Source organism: Delftia sp. (assembly GCF_059499305.1).
The window spans coordinates 37,789-57,816 of the sequence record NZ_JCABYI010000033.1; the positions used below are offsets into that span (position 1 = coordinate 37,789).

Consider the following 20,028-nt stretch of genomic DNA (forward strand, 5'->3'; position numbering starts at 1 on the left):
CGGGCGCGTGGATTGAAACGTCTGCTACAACATCGCGCACCGCCGCCGCAAGCAGGTCGCGCCCCGTGCGGGCGCGTGGATTGAAACGTCTGCTACAACATCGCGCACCGCCGCCGCAAGCAGTCGCGCCCCGTGCGGGCGCGTGGATTGAAACTGCCCCTGCCCCTCCATCTGGGCCACCAGATCGGTCGCGCCCCGTGCGGGCGCGTGGATTGAAACTGGCCCAGCCCCTCGACCACCTCGCGCGCCATCTGTCGCGCCCCGTGCGGGCGCGTGGATTGAAACCTCAGCGCGATCCCAACTGCTGTAGACCAACTCAGGTCGCGCCCCGTGCGGGCGCGTGGATTGAAACCTGGACTTCGAGGCTGGCAGTTGGAGCCCGGTAAAGTCGCGCCCCGTGCGGGCGCGTGGATTGAAACTTGATCTGGTCGATGAGCGAGCCACCCATATCGGCGTCGCGCCCCGTGCGGGCGCGTGGATTGAAACGACGGCCAGCGCGCCGCCGACATCGTTGCGCTGTGTCGCGCCCCGTGCGGGCGCGTGGATTGAAACCTTGAAGTCAGGCTCCATGGAGTTGCCCTTGAGGTCGCGCCCCGTGCGGGCGCGTGGATTGAAACATGTAGTCGCCAAAACCCGGCACGGCCTTCGGGTCGCGCCCCGTGCGGGCGCGTGGATTGAAACGCACACACACACACACACACACACGTCGCGCCCCGTGCGGGCGCGTGGATTGAAACATTACTTGTGCAACTAATTCAGCAATGCGTCACAGTCGCGCCCCGTGCGGGCGCGTGGATTGAAACGAGGTAATCCTTGATGGCCGGGCTGTCCTCGATGTGTCGCGCCCCGTGCGGGCGCGTGGATTGAAACCCCATTGATAGCGCGCAGGGACTGCTGGGCCTGCGTCGCGCCCCGTGCGGGCGCGTGGATTGAAACTCCTTAGCGCCCAGATCCTGGACGATCATGGCCGTCGCGCCCCGTGCGGGCGCGTGGATTGAAACTTGACCAGGCCCAGCGGCCAGTATTCCTTCTCAGTCGCGCCCCGTGCGGGCGCGTGGATTGAAACCCCAACGTGGCCGGTGCGATCAGCGCTACGGACGTGGTCGCGCCCCGTGCGGGCGCGTGGATTGAAACCACACACACACACACACACACACACACGTCGCGCCCCGTGCGGGCGCGTGGATTGAAACATAAGCCTGCTGCCGTCCACGCGCGAGCAAATGCGTCGCGCCCCGTGCGGGCGCGTGGATTGAAACTATCGTGGTATTACAAGCTTCGTTATGCACGACGTCGCGCCCCGTGCGGGCGCGTGGATTGAAACTGGTCTACCGCTGTGGTCTTGCCCTGCTTGACGTCGCGCCCCGTGCGGGCGCGTGGATTGAAACCTGCTCGGCGGTGGCGGCACCGGCATCGGGATCATCGTCGCGCCCCGTGCGGGCGCGTGGATTGAAACTTGAGCGTGATCGATTCGACCTGGCCGTCGCTGTCGTCGCGCCCCGTGCGGGCGCGTGGATTGAAACTCGTAGACGCACAGCGTCTTGCCGTTCTTGAGCGTCGCGCCCCGTGCGGGCGCGTGGATTGAAACATCGAAGTACAGATTGCCGTGGTAGCTCTGGGCCGTCGCGCCCCGTGCGGGCGCGTGGATTGAAACGCTTAGGAGTAATACGGTGCTTGCCAACAAATTTCGTCGCGCCCCGTGCGGGCGCGTGGATTGAAACCACCAGAGCAGCGCGCGAAGATGTCAGACGCCATCGTCGCGCCCCGTGCGGGCGCGTGGATTGAAACCACCCCCGGTGCCTCCTCCTGAGTCGCCTCCAGGTCGCGCCCCGTGCGGGCGCGTGGATTGAAACAAGCAAACTGCCGCAGCTGCACGCCCCGACAAGCGTCGCGCCCCGTGCGGGCGCGTGGATTGAAACGCATACCGCGACAGCCGCTGCACCGATGTCGCCGTCGCGCCCCGTGCGGGCGCGTGGATTGAAACAATGACGCGCTCCAGGTAGGTCTCCAGGGCTATGTGGTCGCGCCCCGTGCGGGCGCGTGGATTGAAACGGTAATCCAAGGCCTGCTATCGACTCGCGCCATGCTGTCGCGCCCCGTGCGGGCGCGTGGATTGAAACAGTCACAGGGCTGGACTATGGCGTTGACTGCACATGTCGCGCCCCGTGCGGGCGCGTGGATTGAAACTTCTCAAGGATGATTTCGGTCTTTTCCGGGTAGGGTCGCGCCCCGTGCGGGCGCGTGGATTGAAACATCTTCTCGCTGTGGCAGGACGGCCAGTTGGTCTGTCGCGCCCCGTGCGGGCGCGTGGATTGAAACTTCATCCCAGCGCCAGGCACGCGCGCCCGCATCGTCGCGCCCCGTGCGGGCGCGTGGATTGAAACCGCCTCCCGCCCGAGGAGCTATATCACCTCGATCGTCGCGCCCCGTGCGGGCGCGTGGATTGAAACGATCTGAGCCGGGGTAAGGATGCCTATGAGCAGGTGTCGCGCCCCGTGCGGGCGCGTGGATTGAAACAATGAGCTGGTGGACAGCGACGACACATGGAGCGAGTCGCGCCCCGTGCGGGCGCGTGGATTGAAACGTTGCCTCGTTCGGATGCGTGCAGCGCACCCGCTGTCGCGCCCCGTGCGGGCGCGTGGATTGAAACGAGCGCGACCCGTTCAAGTCTGGGGACCGCTGCGGTGTCGCGCCCCGTGCGGGCGCGTGGATTGAAACTACAGCACTTGGCGCAATGATAAAGGCCAAGGCGTCGCGCCCCGTGCGGGCGCGTGGATTGAAACACGACATCCGAGCGAGTGATTTCCACACCGATGGCGTCGCGCCCCGTGCGGGCGCGTGGATTGAAACAGCATCCTCCACGCGCACGGCCATGCTGGCAGCCAGGTCGCGCCCCGTGCGGGCGCGTGGATTGAAACGGTTTCAAAAAACGATCCGCAGCCGTAGCAGACATGTCGCGCCCCGTGCGGGCGCGTGGATTGAAACAGCCCCAGGGGTTTCGCAAGTACACGGCGAGCGAGGTCGCGCCCCGTGCGGGCGCGTGGATTGAAACGGGATCAGCAAGCGCGCCTATCCAGGCGTGGACATGTCGCGCCCCGTGCGGGCGCGTGGATTGAAACTGCGGCAGATACGCAGACCGCGCTGGAAGTGGCCGTCGCGCCCCGTGCGGGCGCGTGGATTGAAACCAGCCGGCTGCCCAGCTCTACGTCCAGCACACGCGCGTCGCGCCCCGTGCGGGCGCGTGGATTGAAACCTGAGCTTGGAGCCGCTGCTGGGGCCTGTGAATGTCGCGCCCCGTGCGGGCGCGTGGATTGAAACCCGCCAGAGGAAGCGCACACCCCGGAACACGAAAGTCGCGCCCCGTGCGGGCGCGTGGATTGAAACGCCTCACAAAGACCGTGCTCAAGACCACGTTCCCCGTCGCGCCCCGTGCGGGCGCGTGGATTGAAACGCCTCACAAAGACCGTGCTCAAGACCACGTTCCCCGTCGCGCCCCGTGCGGGCGCGTGGATTGAAACCAGCCGGAAGAGATCGAGAACCTGAAGCGGGGGTCGCGCCCCGTGCGGGCGCGTGGATTGAAACTCCAACCCCGTGGCAGCCGCGCGCGCCTGGGCTGTCGCGCCCCGTGCGGGCGCGTGGATTGAAGCATGGCCATCAAGCGCGAAATGACGGGTTCTGGCAATCGCTGACAGCCCCATGCCTGCATGTCGGCAAGGCGCTGTCCTACTGGATGTGCAGGGTTTGGGAAGGCAATGCGAGTGATTCAAATTGTCAAATTTGTTCCCGGATGTGTTTCTTCCGTGCCAGCAGTCTGGCCGGTTTGCGTAGGTGGTTCGAGGGAGAGCGACGTGGGTTTTCTGAGGCGTATGAAGTTGGGAACCATGCTGGGCATGGGTTTCCTTGCGGTGATCGTGGTCTGCGTGTGCGTGGCCGGCTTCGGCTGGATGAAGCTGCACGATCAGGGGGAGCAGTTGCGTGTTTTGGCCGAGGACCGCATGGGCAATCTGGCCCGGCTGCAATCGCTCAAGGACAACGCCAATGTGTCGGCGCGGGTGGTGCGCAATCTGGCGCTGATCACCGATCCGGCGCAGATGGCCGAGGAGAGCCGCCGGCTGGATGAGGTGGTTGCCAGGAACGGCCTGGTCATGAAGGAGTTGGACCAGCGCCTGCAGACCGAGCAGGCGCGCCGGCTCTTTGCCGACATACGGCAGGCGCGCCAGCCTTTCGTGGAGACCATGCGCCAGGCCGGTGACCTGGGCCTGGCCAACCAGGGCGATGCCGCCAGGGATCTGATCATGGGGCGCCTGCGCTCCTTGCAGACGACCTATTTCGATGCGGTCGAGGCGCTGGTCGATTACCAGAAGGCACAGACGCAGGCCACGGTGGACGGCTCCCTGCGCAGCGTGGCCGAAGACGGCGTGGCCATGCTGGTGCTGACGCTGCTGGCCGCCGCGCTGGGCTCTCTGGTGGCCTGGATGATCACCAGGACGGTCAAGCAGCAGCTGGGCGGAGAGCCCTCCTATGCCACCGGGGTGGCGCGCCAGATCGCGCAGGGCGATTTGTCCGTGCGGGTGCAACTGGCGCCCGGAGACACCTCCAGCCTGCTGCACGCCATGGAGGACATGCGTGCCGGCCTGGCGCGCGTGGTCGCCGATGTGCGGCAAAGCAGCGAATCCATCGCGACCGGCGCCAGCCAGATCGCATCGGGCAATGCCGACCTGAGCCAGCGCACGGAAGAGCAGGCCAGCAATCTGGAGCAGACCGCCGCCTCCATGGAGGAGATGAACGCCACCGTCAAGCTCAATGCCGATACGGTGCGTACCGCCACCCAGCTGGCCGCTTCGTCGAGCCAGGCCGCCACTGGCGGCGGCAAGATCGTGGACCGCGTGGTGGCCACCATGGAGCAGATCACCGCGAGTTCCCGGAAGATCGAGGACATCATCGGCGTGATCGACTCCATTGCCTTCCAGACCAACATCCTGGCGCTCAATGCCGCCGTGGAGGCAGCACGGGCGGGCGAGCAGGGGCGCGGCTTTGCCGTGGTGGCATCCGAAGTGCGCAGCCTGGCCCAGCGCAGCGCTGGGGCAGCCAAGGAGATCAAGGCCCTGATAGGCGAGAGCGTGTCCAAGGTGGACGAGGGCTCGGGCCTGGTGAGCGAGGCGGGTTCCGCGATGAAGGACATCGTCCAGCAGGCGCAGCGCGTTGCCGACCTGATCGGCGAAATAGGCGCGGCCACGGCCGAGCAGGCCGATGGTGTGGCGCAGGTGGGCGACGCCGTCGTACAGCTGGACCAGGTCACGCAGCAGAACGCCGCCCTGGTCGAAGAGTCGGCGGCGGCTGCTGCCAGCCTGAACGCGCAGGCTGCCAGGTTGGTCGATCTGGTCAGTCTGTTCAAGCTGGATGGGCTGTCCTCACCTGCCGATCAGGCTCCTGTCGCGAAGCCCGCCGTGGCCTCCGGCATGCGTGGTCTGCCTTCAGGTGCCGACAGCTTGCCTCGCCAGTCCGGGGCGCAGGCCGCCATCCGGGGCGATAGCAGATCCACATCCACGGCAATGCGGGTGCCTGGCCCCCGCACTGCAGCCGAGCGCGCTGGTGAGAACTGGGAAGTGTTCTGACCCTGTGTTCATCGGGCCGCGTTGTAGTACCAGTGCAGCGGCTCGCAGTCCATGTCGGGACGGCCAGCCGCTGCATAGGCCTGCAGGCAACTCACATGGTTTTCAATGCGCGTCTTTTCCTCTTCGGACAATGTTCCCAATACCATGTTGGCCGAAAGCGCAGAACGGTAGAGCTTGAGCGCGTAGTTCATGTCCAGTGGAAGCTTTTCCTGAATATCGCCCTCTCGCTTTCTGACCATGGCGAGCATTTGCAGTTTGACGTCCACATATCTATACAAGGCTTCGGGGGAAGGATAGAGTCGCATACTCGTTCCAAAGGATTTGGCGGCGGGAGACCATGCTTTACGTTGAAAGTCTTTCATGCCGTGCTGGTAGAAGTTCTGCGCCGCGGTTTGGTCTGCATGCCGATTTGTTTGAAGCCAGTTGCGTACAAAGTCAGCATCGCCCACCTCTTCCGATGCCAGGAGATCTTCTGGACTTTTTTCTTGTGCATAGCATCCAGCGAGAAGCAGGGCGCTAGCGAACCACGGAAACCATGCCAACAGTTTTGCCATCACCACTCCTGCAGAGAATTAGATATTGATAAAGTGAATTCCATTGCGCCGGATCCACGGTGATGCATCCGGCACTCTCGTGCCCTGGGTGCAGGTATCTATCGTTGCGAAAAGGAGTTGCACTTCCATTGTTGAGGAAAAACCAATTTTTGGCATAGGGTGTTTTATGTAAATATGCAGACCCTATTGAGTGTGGGAAATCTGGGATTTGAACAGGGTGCGTTCCTGTTTTAATAGGATTTTCGTCGTCTGTAAAAGCTCGGACACGACCCCCTGGATAGATCAGGGTCTTGCGGCTCAAAATGAATTGAATGATTGCAGCAGGTCGATATGCGGGAGCCTGTTTTCGGAGGTATCCCTGTTTCACAGAAAACCTGTTGCCACTTTCGACGCCCTCCTTGACGATGAAATGGTCGCGCCCATTCGAGCTGGATTCGATCTCGGTGGCAATATGCTCCGGCAGCGCAACAATAGCGCCCGAAGGCTCGCGCCTGACATTGAGCCAGCCATCCGTTCCTGCACTGGTATATCTTCTTTCCGCCATTGCCCCTCCCAGGATTTGAAGCGTCCGCAGACATCGTTGTGAGATGCCGATTGTGTGCGGATTGGCATTCAGTTGGAGGAGGAAATGAAGGGGGAGGAAAGTTTTCAGAATGATCCTAGGATATATGAGTCACGGTGATTTGAGGGTGGAATGCCGTGGTGCCCATGGCCCGCCACTCCATGGGTCGAGAGTGGCGGGTTTCAATGTCTCATGCAGCCGGCTGGGGCGGTGTCTGCTGCGCCGGCTGCCCCGCAGGATTTGCCGGCATGTTGCGCACATGCAGGTCCAGCTGCGGGAAGGCCACGGCAATGCCAGCGTCCTTGAGCCGGTCGTTGACGCGGCGGTTGAGGTCGTGGCGCACGGGCAGGCGGTCTTCGACCTTGCCCACGTAGGCGCGCAGCTCGAAGCGCTGGCCGTTGCCTTCCAGCGCCATGAACCAGCAGTTGGGCTCGGGTTCGCGCAGCACCTGGGGGTGCTCCCTGGCAATGTCCAGCAGCATGTTGCGCACCTGCTCGGGGTCGTTGCCGTGGGCCACGGGCACGTCGATCACCAGGCGGGTCACGTCGTCGCTCAAGGTCCAGTTCGTCACTTGGCCGGTGATGAAGGTCTTGTTGGGGATGACGATTTCCTTGTTGTCGAAGTCCAGCACCGTGGTGGCCCGCGTGCGGATGCGCGTGACGGTGCCGGTGAGGGTGTCGATGGTGATGACATCGCCCACGCGGAAGGGCCGCTCCACCAGCAGGATCAGGCCCGAGACGAAGTTGGCGAAGATCTCCTGCAGGCCGAAGCCCAGGCCCACGGTGAGCGCCGCCACCATCCACTGCAGCTGGCCCCAGCGCAGGCCCAGCAGCGTGAAGGCGCTGACCGTGCCCGCGATGGTGATGGCGTAGCGCGCCAGCGTGGCCAGGGTGTAGCGCGCGGAGCTGCTGATGCGGTTGGAGGCCGACAGCGTCACTTCCAGCAGGCCCGGCAGGTTGCGTGCAAAGCTGAAGGTGAGCAGCAGGATCATCACGCCCAGCAGCGCATCCATCAGGCTCACGGGGGCGGCATGCGCGATGCCGTCGGCGCCGGTGTTGGTGGTGTACCAGAGCACCACGCCTTCGGAGCGCAGCAGCGCAGGCAGCACGGGCAGCCAGGCGTAGACCAGGGTCAGCACGACCAGCACCTGCTGCAGCAGGCCCAGCAGCCGGTGCGCCTGGGCGCCCACGGTGACCAGGGCCATCTGGGTGGCTTCGTCGGTGGGGGCCTTGCCGGTGTCCACGCCCGAGCCGCTCTGGGCCAGCCTGGCGGCTTCGCGCAGCCGGTTCAGCGCCAGGCGCCGCTCGCCCAGCAGCAGCCAGCGCCGCAGCAGGTTGACCACGACCTCGACCGCGCCCAGGAACACGAAGCTGGCCATCAGGGCCTGGATGACTTCGGTGGCCGTGTAGACATAGCCGAGCACGATGCCCACGGCCAGCGCGCTGAGCATGAGCATCAGCACCACGCTGACGATCTGGCCCCAGTGGATGCCGGGCCGCTTTTGCTGCATGACACGGCGAAAGTACAGCCAGGCCATCCAGGCCAGGCCCAGCGACAGCATGAGGATGGAGATGCGCCCCCAGGTGCTGATGGCGTGGTTGTCATGGCTGTAGAAGGCCAGGCCGCCCAGCAGTTCGGCAGGCACGATCAGCCAGGCGGCGCGGCGCACCATCTGGCGCAGCATCTGCACGCGAGCAGCCGGCCAGCCGAAGTGGGCCAGTGCCAGCCCGCCCGGGCAGAACAGGGCGTTGAGCAAGGTGGCCACGAAGATGAAATCGCTGAGCTGGACCAGGGTGGCGCCCAGCGGCTCCAACGCCGTGCCCACGGTTTCGGGGCCTTGCAGCAGGCTGCCCAGCGCCGCGGCCGCAAAGCTCCAGGGCAGGGTGTAGAGCAGGCTCCAGCCCAGCGCCAGCAGGCTCAGCCCGAAGTGGTCGCGCATGAAGTCGCCCACGCGCACGGCGATGGACTGCAGCTGGCGCAGCGCGTAGCGGCGCAGGCCCAGCAGCAGGGCCACGATCAGGCCGACGGCGCCAAAGGCCCAGGGATCGTTCCAGATGCTGGCGGCCAGGGCGCGCGCGGTTTTCCAGGGCGAGCTGCTGCCTTCGATGTCCTGCTCCAGCGCCTGCCACTCGCTGAGCCAGGTACGGTCCATGGGGCGGTGGCTGGGGAACCACAGCAGCTCCTTGTCCAGCACCTGGCGCAACTCATTGCCGCTGCGCAGGGCCGCGCGCAGTGCGTCGTCGGTCTGCTCCAGCACGGCGATGCGGCGCAGCAACACCGGCTGCAGTTGGTCGGTGAGTGCCACCTGCCGGGCCAGCAAAGCGGTCTGCTGGGCAGATACCGTGGCGTTGGCGGCCGGCTCCGGTGCCGCCACGCCGCCTGCATCCGCAGCGTCGGCCGGGGCCTGTGCCGCCGTGTCCGCGCCAGGGTTCTGGCGCCATTTGCTGGAGTTGAACAGTGTCAGGCGCAGCTCGGCCAGCTGGCGCTGCACGGCCCGGTGCCTGGCCTGCAGGGTGCTGCCGGAGGACAGCTCCACGCGCTGCTGCCACAGCCACTGGCCCACGGCCGCACTGCCACCGCCCAGCCGCAGGCGTGCCTGGGTGTCGCGCAGCGTGGCGCTCAATTGGTCGCGGACATATTCGTCATTGGCCAGGGTCTTGCGCTCCTGCGCCAGTTCATTGGAGTTCTTGAGGATCTGCGCGGCCAGCGCCGCATTGCGCTGGGCCAGGTCGCGTATGGCGGGATCGGCGGCGGAAGCGTGCTGGGCGGCCAGCTCCATCTCCTGCACCTGCTGCTCCAGTTGCTGGCGGCTGCGCTCGGCAATGCGCTGGGTCAGCCAGGCGGCGCGCGGCATGCGCTCCAGCAGCTCGCGGCGCTGGGCCTGCAGCTGGGCGGCCAGCAGGCGCTGGCGGGCTTCGATGGTGGACTGCTCTTCCTGTCGCAGCGCCAGCTCCAGCAGGGCGCGGCGGTGCTCTGCGCTGCGCCGTGCCTGGCGGGCCTGGGTGAGGTCGGGGGCTTCGCCGGGCTCGGCGGTCACGGGCTCGGCGTTTTCCTGCGCGCGTTGCTGGAGGATGGACAGATCGATCCGCCCCGGGCCGGGCTGGGACACCAGATTGGCCTGGTCGGCCGCGGATTTCTCGATGCCGGCCTTGAGGGCGGCAATGGCATCGCGCTCATCGGCCAGCAGGCGTTCCAGCACTTCCTGGCTGGCGTTGGCGGGAACGCGTTCCTTCCAGCGATCGAACAGGCTGCCCAGCTGCTCGTCGCTCAGCGGCGCGGGCAGGGCCGGCACGGGCGTGCGTGCCCTGGCGCGCATGCGGTCCAGTTCCTGGGCCAGCGCATCGGCTTCCTTTGTGGCCGAGGCGGCGGCATCGAGCTGGGTCTGAATGGCGTTGCTTCGTTCCTTGTCGGACGCGGAGCCACCGCCCAAGGTGCCCTGCAAGGCACCCAAAGGGCCTGCTGCCGGTGCGGCCTTGGCCAGGCCCGGTGCCAGCAGGGCGAGCAGAAGGCCGAGCACCAGGCACATGGCCCACAGCAGGTGCATCGGCGTGACGGCAGCCAGTTTGCGCGATGGGCGACCGGCGGCAAGTAGGGGGTTGTCGGCAGGAGACATCGGTTCTGAATTCGGGCCTGTGCCGCTGTGTGAGTGCGGACTATCATTTGTCAAAAGTGGGAGCGTGAGGCGCTGTATTCACGGGCCTTGCTGCAGGCCCGGCTGGCTCAAGCCCCTGTCCCGGCACCGCAAAAAGCGGGGTAGTCCAGGAACCTGACATTGTGACCTCGCGCGCAATGCAGACATGTGGGACGTATGAGCTATTCAAAGCGGATGCAAGGTGCTACAACAGTTCCACACGGTAGCGAATGCCTTGCAACTTCGCGGCACTGTTCGCCCTCGGGTGCCGCTGGGAGAGGTCGTATGGATGTCATCAGCAACTCGGCTGCACGTTACGTTCGCCTTCGCGAAGAAGAGATGTCGCTGGACGAATTTCTCGCCCTGTGCCAGCGCGATCCCATGGCCTACGAGGGCGCCGCCCAGCGCATGCTGGCGGCCATAGGCGAACCCGAAATGGTGGACACGCGCAATGATCCGCGCCTGTCGCGGCTGTTTGCCAACAAGGTCATCCGGCGCTATCCGGCCTTCGCCGAGTTCTACGGCATGGAAGACTCCATCGAGCAGGTGGTGAGCTTCTTCCGCCATGCGGCCCAGGGCCTGGAAGAGCGCAAGCAGATCCTCTATCTGCTGGGCCCCGTGGGCGGTGGCAAGAGCTCCATCGCCGAGCGCCTCAAATACCTGATGCAGAAGGTGCCGTTCTACGCGCTCAAGGGCTCGCCCGTGAACGAGTCGCCGCTGGGCCTGTTCGACCCCGTGGAGGACGGGCCGCTGCTGGAGGAGCAGTTCGGCATTCCCCGGCGCTGCCTCAACCATGTGCTGTCGCCCTGGGCCGTCAAGCGCCTGGAGGAGTTGGGGGGTGATATCCGCCAGTTCCGCGTGGTCAAGCGCTATCCCAGCATCTCCAGGCAGGTGGGCATTGCCAAGACCGAGCCGGGCGACGAGAACAACCAGGACATCTCCAGCCTGGTGGGCAAGGTGGACATCCGCAAGCTGGAAAACTTTGCCCAGGACGACACCGACGCCTACAGCTACTCGGGCGGCCTGTGCCTGGCCAACCAGGGCCTGCTGGAGTTCGTGGAGATGTTCAAGGCGCCCATCAAGGTGCTGCACCCGCTGTTGACGGCCACGCAGGAGAGCAACTACAAGGGCACGGAAGGCTTTGGCGCCATTCCCTTCGACGGCATGGTGCTGGCCCACAGCAACGAGAGCGAGTGGAAGGCCTTCCGCAACAACCGCAACAACGAGGCCTTCCTGGACCGCGTCTACATCGTCAAGGTGCCGTACTGCCTGCGTGTGTCGGAGGAGGTGCGCATCTACGAGAAGCTGATCCGCGAGTCCTCCCTGGCCAGCGCCGTGTGCGCGCCCGGCACGCTCAAGATGATGGCCCAGTTCGCCGTGCTCACGCGGCTGAAGGAGCCCGAGAACTCCAGCATCTTCAGCAAGATGCAGGTCTATGACGGCGAGAGCCTCAAGGACACGGACCCGCGCGCCAAGAGCTTCCAGGAGTACCGCGACTATGCGGGCGTTGACGAGGGCATGTCGGGCATCTCCACGCGCTTCGCGTTCAAGATCCTGTCCAAGGTCTTCAACTACGACAGTACCGAGGTGGCGGCCAACCCGGTGCACCTCATGTATGTGCTGGAGCAGCAGATCGAGCGCGAGCAGTTCCCTGCCGAGCTGGAGACCAAGTACACCAGCTACATCAAGGAATACCTGTCGCCGCACTATGCCGAGTTCATCGGCAAGGAAATCCAGACCGCCTATCTGGAGAGCTACAGCGAGTACGGCCAGAACATCTTCGACCGCTACGTCACCTACGCCGACTACTGGATACAGGACAGCGAGTACCGCGACAACGATACCGGCGAGGCCTTCGACCGCAACGCGCTCAACGCCGAGATGGAGAAGGTCGAGAAGCCCGCGGGCATCGCCAATGCCAAGGACTTCCGCAACGAGATCGTCAACTTCGTGCTGCGCGCGCGGGCCAACAACCAGGGCAAGAACCCCAGCTGGACCAGCTACGAGAAGCTGCGCGTGGTGATCGAGAAGAAGATGTTCTCCAATACCGAGGAGCTGCTGCCCGTGATCAGCTTCAACGCCAAGGCCAGTGCCGAGGATGCCCGCAAGCACGAGGACTTTGTCACCCGCATGGAGGCCAAGGGCTATACGTCCAAGCAGGTGCGCCTGCTGTGCGAGTGGTATCTGCGCGTTCGCAAGAGCAACTGACGGGTGGGTGCGCCGCCCTTCGGCGCGCCCGGGCTGGGGGGAACAGATGGCATTGCAAATCATCGATCGCAGGCTGGCCGGCAAGAACAAGTCGGTGGGCAACCGCGAGCGCTTCGTGCGCCGCTACAAGGCGCAGATCGCCGAGGCGGTGCGCCGCGCGGTGGACAAGCGCGGCATCCGCCACATGGAGGAGTCCGAGAGCGTCTCCATCCCGCGCAAGGACATCCGCGAGCCCGTGTTCCACCACGGGCAGGGCGGCGTCCATGACACGGTGCACCCGGGCAACACCGAGCATGTGCGCGGCGACCGCATTGCCCGGCCGCAGGGCGGCGCAGGCGGCGGCGGCTCCCAGGCCAGCGACAGCGGCGAGGGCGAGGACGACTTCACCTTCACCCTGACCAAGGAAGAGTTCATGGAACTGTTCTTTGAAGACCTGGCCCTGCCGCGCCTGCTGCGCACCCACATCGGCAACACCATGCAGTACAAGACGCGCCGCGCCGGCTACAGCCACGACGGCACGCCGCACAACCTGGCGCTGCTGCGCACCATGCGCGGCGCCCTGGGCCGGCGCATTGCGCTGACCAAGGCGCCGCACCGTGAACTCAAGGCACTGGAGGAGCAGCTGCAAGCGCTGCTGGCGCAGGACGATGGCACCAGCGAGGCGGCGGCCGAGCTGCAGCAGCGCATCGATGCGCTGAAGCTGCGCATGGGCACGGTGGCCTTTCTCGACCCCATCGACCTGCGGTTTCGCAACCGCACGCGCGTGCCTGCGCCCATCAGCCAGGCCGTGATGTTCTGCGTGATGGATGTGTCCGGCTCCATGGACCAGGACCGCAAGGACCTGGCCAAGCGCTTCTTCATCCTGCTGTACCTGTTCCTGACGCGGCACTACGAGAAGATCGACATCGTCTTCATCCGCCACCACACGCAGGCGGCCGAGGTCAGCGAGGACGAGTTCTTCCACTCCCAGGAAAGCGGCGGCACGGTGGTCAGCAGTGCGCTGGTGCTGCTGGACCAGATCATCCGCGCGCGCTACCCGTCCGGGGACTGGAACATCTACGTGGCCCAGGCCAGCGATGGCGACAACTTCGGCGACGACGGCTCCAACTGCCGCAACCTGCTGGTCGACAAGATCCTGCCGCTGGTGCGCTACTTCGCCTATGTGCAGGTGGTGCAGGAAGAGCAGAGCCTGTGGCAGGAGTACAGCCAGGTGCTGCCGCTGTTCTCGCATTTCGCCATGCGCAAGGTGTCGGACGCCAGCGAGATCTACCCCGTGTTCCGCGACCTGTTCAAGAAAGAGGGGGTATCGGTATGAACCTCTCTCACTATCCCGTGCTGGCGCCCCGCCATGCCACGCCGCAGTGGAAATCCCATCTGGCCAGCGAACGGGCCCAGCGCATCGTGCCCTCCGCGCCGCTGCCGGCGGGGGAGCGGCCGGCCGAGCCTCTGCCCGATCCCAGCGACTGGACCTTCGAGCTGATCGAACGCTATCACGCAGCGATTGCGGCCGCCGCCGAACGCTACGGCCTGGACACCTATCCCAACCAGCTGGAAGTGATCTCGGCCGAGCAGATGATGGACGCCTACGCCAGCGTGGGCATGCCCGTGGGCTACCGCCACTGGAGCTATGGCAAGGAATACATGGCGACCGAGCGGCGCTACCGGCGCGGCCACATGGGCCTGGCCTACGAAATCGTCATCAACTCCAATCCCTGCATCAGCTATCTGATGGAGGAGAACACCACGGCCATGCAGGCCCTGGTGATCGCCCATGCGGCGTACGGCCACAACAGCTTCTTCAAGAACAACTACCTGTTCGGCATGTGGACGGACGCCGGCAGCATCATCGACTACCTGGTCTATGCGCGCGACTTCATCACCCAGTGCGAGGAGCGCCACGGCCTGACGACGGTGGAGCAATGGCTGGACTCCTGCCACGCGCTGTCCAACCTGGGCGTGGACCGTTACCGCCGCCCCTCCAAGAAAAGCCTGGCGCGCGAGCGGGCCGAGCGCGAGCAGCGCGAGGCCTATGCCCAGCAGCAGGTCAACGAGCTGTGGCGCACCCTGCCGGCCCGCCCGGGCAAGGACAGCGCGGCGCAGCACAGCGAGCGCTTTCCCAAGGAGCCCGAGGAAAACCTGCTGTACTTCATCGAGAAGAACGCCCCGCTGCTGGAGCCCTGGCAGCGCGAGATCGTGCGCATCGTGCGCAAGATCGCCCAGTACTTCTACCCGCAGCGCCAGACCCAGGTGATGAACGAGGGCTGGGCCACGTTCTGGCACTACACCCTGCTCAACACCCTGTACGACGAAGGCTGGCTGACCGACGGCGTGATGATCGAATGGCTGTCCTCCCACACCAACGTCATCTACCAGCCCCCGGCCGGTCACCGCGCCTACAGCGGCATCAACCCCTATGCGCTGGGCTTTGCCATGTACCGCGACATCCGCCGCATCTGCCAGGACCCCACCGAGGAAGACCGCCGCTGGTTCCCCGACCTGGCCGGCACGCCCTGGCTGCCGGCGCTGCACCATGCCATGCAGAACTTCAAGGACGAGAGCTTTGTCGGCCAGTACCTGAGCCCACAGCTGATGCGCGACATGCGCCTGTTCGCCATCCATGACGACGCCAGCGAACGCGAGCTGCTGGTCAGCGCCATCCATGACGACGACGGCTACCGCACCCTGCGCCAGACGCTGTCGCAGCAATACGACCTGGGTGCGCGCGAGCCCAATATCCAGGTCTGGAACGTCAATCTGCGCGGCGACCGCTGCCTCACCCTGCGCCACACCCGCTACCAGGGCCGGCCGCTGTCCGACGATGCGCTGGAAGTGCTCAAGCACGCAGCGCGCCTGTGGGGCTTTGGCGTGCAACTGGAAAGCGTCAACGGCGATGGCGACGCGCCCGTGCTGCTGCACTCGGTGCCCGCTCCACCGGCCTGATCCTCCTGCCTGAGCCAGCCAGGCCCTAGCGCAGCGTGCCCACGTACTTGCGGTTTTCCGCACGCTGGCGCATCAGCTCGCCGGCGCGCTGCATGAGCGGCGAGCGCTCGGCGGGCCCGGCCAGCGCGGCATTCCAGGCCGCTTCGAAGCGATGGGTCCATTCCACCAGTTCGGGCGTGCTGCGCGCCCCTTCCTGCTCCCGTGCGAAGCGGATGATTTCGGCGGCGTACTCGGCATTGGCCGCCAGCCATTCGGTATCGGTCACGCGGCCGCAGCTTCTGCGCAGCAGCACATGCAGGTGCGCGGCGATGGCCAGGAGTTCGCTTTCGGGCATGTAGTGGCACTCCTTCGGTTTGACGATCATCGGGCGCCGGGCCGCTTTGCGGCTCGGCCGTTCATCCACTCAGGCGTTCGCGGTGCAGCGCCAGGTCCAGGCCCTGCAGTTCGCTTTCCTCATCCACGCGCAGGCCGATCAGCATGTCCAGCAGCCACAGCAGCGCCGCCGTGGCCACCAGCGTGAACAAGGCCACGGCCAGCACGCTCACCGCCTGGGTGAGCACGCTGGCCTGCACGCCGCCGATCTGCGGGCTGGCAAACACGCCGGTCAGCAGCGATCCCACGATGCCGCCCACGCCATGCACGCCAAACACATCCAGCGAATCGTCCGCACCCAGCAGCCGCTTGAGGCCCGTGGCACCCCAGTAGCAGGCGACACCGGCGATCAGGCCGATACACAGCGCCGACAGCGGCGTCACGAAACCGGCTGCCGGCGTGATCGCCACCAGGCCGCCGACCAGCCCCGAGCACAGGCCCAGCAGCGTGGCCTTGCCGCGCACCACATACTCGGCCAGCGACCAGGCCAGGGCGCCCGCGCTGGCGGCAATGTGGGTGACGGCCAGCGCCAGCGCCGCGCGGCTGTCCCCGGCCAGCGATGAGCCGGCGTTGAAGCCGAACCAGCCCATCCACAGCAGGGCCGCGCCCATCATGGTCAGGGCCAGGTTGTAGGGCTCGAAGGGCTCGTGCCCGTAGCCGCGGCGCGGCCGCAGGAACCAGGCGCAGACCAGCCCGGCCACGCCCGCGTTCACATGCACCACGGTGCCCCCGGCAAAGTCCAGCGCGCCCATGCGCGCCAGCCAGCCGCCCGGCTCCCACACCCAGTGCGCCACCGGGGCATAAACCAGCAGGCTCCACAAGCCCACGAAGATCAGCATGGCACCGAAGCGCATGCGCTCCACCCAGGCGCCCACCAGCAAGGCGGCGGTGATCACGGCAAAGGCCAGCTGGAACATCGCATAGGCTGCTTCGGGCACATGCGGCGCCAGGTGGCTCACGGCCACCAGGCCCTTGGCGGCGTTGAAATCCAGGCCCGCGAACCAGGCGCGCGAATCACCGCCTATCCACGCATTGCCGGGCGTGAAGGCCAGCGAATAGCCCAGTGCGAACCACAGAATGCTCACCAGGCAGGCAATCGCCACCACGCTGGCCATGGTGTTGAGCACGTTCTTGCGGCGCACCATGCCCGCATAGAACAGCGCAATGCCGGGCAGCGTCATCAGCAGCACCAGCACCGTGGCCGTCATCAGCCAGACCGTGTCCACGGCGCTGATGGAGTCCGCCGCCACCAGCGACGGCCGCGTGATCGCCTGCTCGGCCGCCTGCGCCGTCTGCGCCGCACCCAGGACGGCGACCCATCCTCCCGCCACCAATGTTCTCAATGCCCGTGCGCACCTGTGCATGCAATGACTCCCTTGTTTGTTGTGGTCATGGGGCCGTCTGCCGTTGCCGCCATGGCTGCATTGGCCGGCCTGCAGCGGCCTTGCACAAGTCGTGCCAGCGCAGACGGGGCCCTTGGGGGCCGTGCGATGCAGCCGGAACACCAAAACGGGAAAACCGCGAGTCAAAACAGGGCAGCCGGGCGGGCGGTGCACCATCGCCGTGCGGTGGTGCAGCTCTTAAACTGCCGGCATGAATCGAAGAAATCTGATGTGCGCCGCGCTGCTCGCCTGTCTGTCACAGGCGGCGCTGGCGGCTGCCGAACTGCAGGACAGGCCCGAATGGGCCCGCTTCTTTGCCGATGCCAAGGTTGATGGCAGCATCGTCGTGGTCGATGCCAGAGGCCCGGCCGAAGCCGTCTACGTCCACAACCGTGAACGCGCGGTGAGGCGCTACTCGCCCGCTTCCACCTTCAAGATCCCGCACAGCCTGTTCGCGCTGGACGCCGGGCTGGTGCGGGATGAATTCCAGCGCATTGCCTGGGATGGCGTGAAGCGCCAGTTGCCGGCCTGGAATGCCGATCAGGACCTGCGCTCGGCCATGCGCAACTCCACCGTCTGGGTGTACGAACGCTTTGCCGGGGAACTGGGCAGCGCGCGCGAGGCTGCCTACATGCGCAAGATCGACTACGGCAATGCGCTGGCCACGGGCGAGGCGCCTTTCTGGGTGGAGGGCGACCTGGCCATCTCGGCGCTGGAGCAGGTGGCCTTCCTGCAGCAGCTGTACCGCAATCGGCTGCCATTGCCGGTGGAACACCAGCGGCTGGTGAAGGACGTGATGATCAACGAGGCCGGCACCGACTGGATACTGCGCGCCAAAACCGGCTGGACGGGCCGTATCGGCTGGTGGGTGGGCTGGGTGGAATGGCCTGCCGGCCCCGTGTTCTTCGCCATGAACATGGACACGCCCCACAGGCTGGCCGACCTGCCCAAGCGCCAGGCCATCACGCGCGACATCCTGCGCTCCATCAACGCGTTGCCCAAGGCGCCGTAGCGCGCGGGACAAGGCCCATGCGTCAGCCCATCAGCCCATCAGGCCTGGAGGCCGCTTGTCGGCCTTGCGCTCCACGGGGTTGGCGGTGAGCCAGTTGGAGGGGTACTGGCGCATGAACTCGCGGGCCTTTTCCACGCGCGCGTTGAGCCAGGCGTCGTAGGCGCCTTCGTTGAGAATCGCCGGCATGCGCTTTTCCGCGCCGGGCTGCTGGTAGCGGTGCAGCAGCGCATGGCTGTTGGCGTTGACCGTGAGCAGGGCGTAGCTCAGCAGCACCTCGCCATCCGGGCCCGTCCACTGCGCCCACACGCCGGCCACGCCCATGGGCTTGCCGTCGATGCGCGAGATGCGCGTGGGCAGGGCCTTGCCGTTGCGGTAGTCATCCTCGAAAAAGGCGGCCATGGGCACGATGCAGCGCTGGCCATTGAGCCAGGCATCGCGGAAGGCCTGGGCCGTGGAGACGGTCTCCGAACGCGCATTCACCAGCTTGAGCGCGCGCAGCCGTCCATCGGAGGCCGACTTCACCCAGTGCGGCACCAGGCCCCATTGGGCGGCAACCAGCTCGCGTGCGGGCGGTGCCGCAGGCGCGGGCGGTGTGTCGGAAGCGGAGGGTTCGTGCTGTTCGGTGGCGGCATCCGCGGCCACGGCGGCGCTGCGGATGAAAAAGCCGGACTTGCGCGGTGTCATGTTGCGCTCGCTGGCGGCAGGCGCCTCCACGCCGAAGGCGTCGCGGTAGGCGTCGGCTTGCGACAGGGATTCGTAGTGGGTACTCATGCGCGGATGGTACCTGCGTGCCAGCGCAAAGTCGGGCGTCAGACGGTAATGGTCCCGGTCAGATAACGCGCGCAATGGCCGGCCACCTCGACGCTGGCATCGGTCACCTCGCAAAACAGCGTGCCCGTGCGGCGAGAGGCCTGGTGGCCGATCAGACGGTTCTTGCCCAGCCTGCCCGCCCAGTAGGGCGCAAGCGCCGCATGGATGGAGCCCGTGACGGGATCTTCCTCGCCGCCATTGGCGGGCCAGAAGTAGCGGCTGACGAAGTCATGGGAGGCGCCCGCATCCGCAGGCGCCGTCACCACCACGTCCAGCGGGCCCAGCGATTTGAGGCGCTCCAGGTCCGGCTTGACGGCTCGCACCTGGTCTTCGGTTGCGTAGACGGCCACGTAGGCCTGCTGGTTCACGAGATAGGCCGTGGGTGCGGGCGTCAGGCCTTCGCGCAGTGCGGCGGGCACCTCATCCAGCGGCTTGGCATCGCGGCGCGGGAAGGTCATGACGATGCGTCCGCCATCCTCCTGCGTGGCGGTGACCTTGCCCACGGCAGCGGCCCAGAACGTGATGCTGCGCAGCGCCGGGTCGGCCTCGAAAAGCACGAAGGCGCTCGCCAGCGTGGCGTGGCCGCAGAACGCGATCTCGGTCAGGGGGGAGAACCAGCGGATCTCGAAGGCGGCGCGCTCGCCACTCCAGACCAGGAAAGAGGTCTCCGAAAGATTGTTCTCGGCGGCAATGGCCTGCAGCGTGGAATCGGCAAGCCATGCATCCAGGGGAATGACGGCGGCCTGATTGCCCTTGAATCGTTCCGATGTGAATGCGTCGATGACGTGGATGGGGAGTTGCATTTGCAAAAGGCCTTTGGGTCGGATTCGTGTGCAGCCCGTCATTGTTGTCTCTGTCTCCAATGGCTGCGCGCGGATTCTACGGTCCGGCAGGATGGAGCTGAGGCATGCATGCCCGGCATGCCGGCCCACGCGGCTGCGG

Annotated in this window: 12 protein-coding genes and 1 CRISPR repeat array; of the genes, 5 read left to right on the forward strand and 7 right to left on the reverse strand. The window is 65.9% G+C overall.

Annotated features, from left to right (window positions below; translation table 11 throughout):
• Positions 1-55: 55 nt before the first annotated feature.
• Positions 56-3,647: a CRISPR direct-repeat array (repeat unit 32 nt; unit sequence GTCGCGCCCCGTGCGGGCGCGTGGATTGAAAC).
• Positions 3,648-3,866: 219 nt separating this feature from the next.
• Positions 3,867-5,615, forward strand: a complete 1,749-nt coding sequence (locus AC5I49_RS23505; protein ID WP_495789977.1) for a methyl-accepting chemotaxis protein — start codon at positions 3,867-3,869, stop codon at positions 5,613-5,615.
• A gap of 8 nt (positions 5,616-5,623) precedes the next feature.
• On the opposite strand, the gene AC5I49_RS23510 is transcribed toward AC5I49_RS23505, so the two are convergent.
• The 3 genes from AC5I49_RS23510 to AC5I49_RS23520 all read right to left on the reverse strand — a co-directional run bounded on the left by AC5I49_RS23510 (position 5,624) and on the right by AC5I49_RS23520 (position 10,275).
• Complete coding sequence (locus AC5I49_RS23510) at positions 5,624-6,169, reverse strand: hypothetical protein (protein ID WP_016453827.1); 546 nt, start codon at positions 6,167-6,169, stop codon at positions 5,624-5,626.
• The gene (locus AC5I49_RS23515; RefSeq protein WP_154834971.1) at positions 6,132-6,713 is read right to left on the reverse strand and encodes a hypothetical protein; all 582 of its coding nucleotides are present in this window, start codon (positions 6,711-6,713) and stop codon (positions 6,132-6,134) included. Before AC5I49_RS23515 ends, AC5I49_RS23510 begins: the two co-directional genes overlap by 38 nt.
• A gap of 208 nt (positions 6,714-6,921) precedes the next feature.
• Positions 6,922-10,275 carry a mechanosensitive ion channel domain-containing protein gene (locus AC5I49_RS23520; protein WP_310037773.1) on the reverse strand — a complete coding sequence of 1,118 codons (3,354 nt, stop codon included), beginning with the start codon at positions 10,273-10,275 and terminating at the stop codon, positions 6,922-6,924.
• Positions 10,276-10,647: 372 nt separating this feature from the next.
• Between AC5I49_RS23520 and AC5I49_RS23525 the strand changes: the two genes are divergently transcribed.
• The 3 genes from AC5I49_RS23525 to AC5I49_RS23535 are packed head-to-tail and all read left to right on the forward strand — an operon-like array spanning position 10,648 to position 15,510.
• The gene (locus AC5I49_RS23525; protein WP_016449756.1) at positions 10,648-12,570 is read left to right on the forward strand and encodes a PrkA family serine protein kinase; all 1,923 of its coding nucleotides are present in this window, start codon (positions 10,648-10,650) and stop codon (positions 12,568-12,570) included.
• 46 nt (positions 12,571-12,616) lie between these two features.
• Positions 12,617-13,885 (forward strand): YeaH/YhbH family protein, encoded by a 1,269-nt coding sequence (locus AC5I49_RS23530; RefSeq protein WP_016449755.1) that lies wholly within the window; start codon positions 12,617-12,619, stop codon positions 13,883-13,885.
• Positions 13,882-15,510 carry a SpoVR family protein gene (locus tag AC5I49_RS23535; protein ID WP_016449754.1) on the forward strand — a complete coding sequence of 543 codons (1,629 nt, stop codon included), beginning with the start codon at positions 13,882-13,884 and terminating at the stop codon, positions 15,508-15,510. Before AC5I49_RS23530 ends, AC5I49_RS23535 begins: the two co-directional genes overlap by 4 nt.
• Positions 15,511-15,535: 25 nt before the next feature.
• Here the strand turns inward: AC5I49_RS23535 and AC5I49_RS23540 are convergent, their stop codons facing one another.
• Complete coding sequence (locus AC5I49_RS23540; RefSeq protein WP_016449753.1) at positions 15,536-15,844, reverse strand: hypothetical protein; 309 nt, start codon at positions 15,842-15,844, stop codon at positions 15,536-15,538.
• Positions 15,845-15,905: 61 nt separating this feature from the next.
• Positions 15,906-17,246 (reverse strand): ammonium transporter, encoded by a 1,341-nt coding sequence (locus AC5I49_RS23545; RefSeq protein WP_277849618.1) that lies wholly within the window; start codon positions 17,244-17,246, stop codon positions 15,906-15,908.
• A 229-nt stretch (positions 17,247-17,475) separates the two neighbouring features.
• Between AC5I49_RS23545 and blaOXA the strand changes: the two genes are divergently transcribed.
• Positions 17,476-18,276: a class D beta-lactamase gene (gene blaOXA / locus AC5I49_RS23550; protein WP_343740831.1), complete on the forward strand. Its 801-nt coding sequence runs from the start codon at positions 17,476-17,478 to the stop codon at positions 18,274-18,276.
• 30 nt (positions 18,277-18,306) lie between these two features.
• On the opposite strand, the gene AC5I49_RS23555 is transcribed toward blaOXA, so the two are convergent.
• Complete coding sequence (locus tag AC5I49_RS23555) at positions 18,307-19,047, reverse strand: SOS response-associated peptidase (protein ID WP_495789978.1); 741 nt, start codon at positions 19,045-19,047, stop codon at positions 18,307-18,309.
• Between the two features lie 38 nt (positions 19,048-19,085).
• Entirely contained in the window at positions 19,086-19,889 is an 804-nt protein-coding gene (locus AC5I49_RS23560) for a PhzF family phenazine biosynthesis protein (RefSeq protein WP_495789979.1), read from the reverse strand.
• Positions 19,890-20,028: the final 139 nt, after the last annotated feature.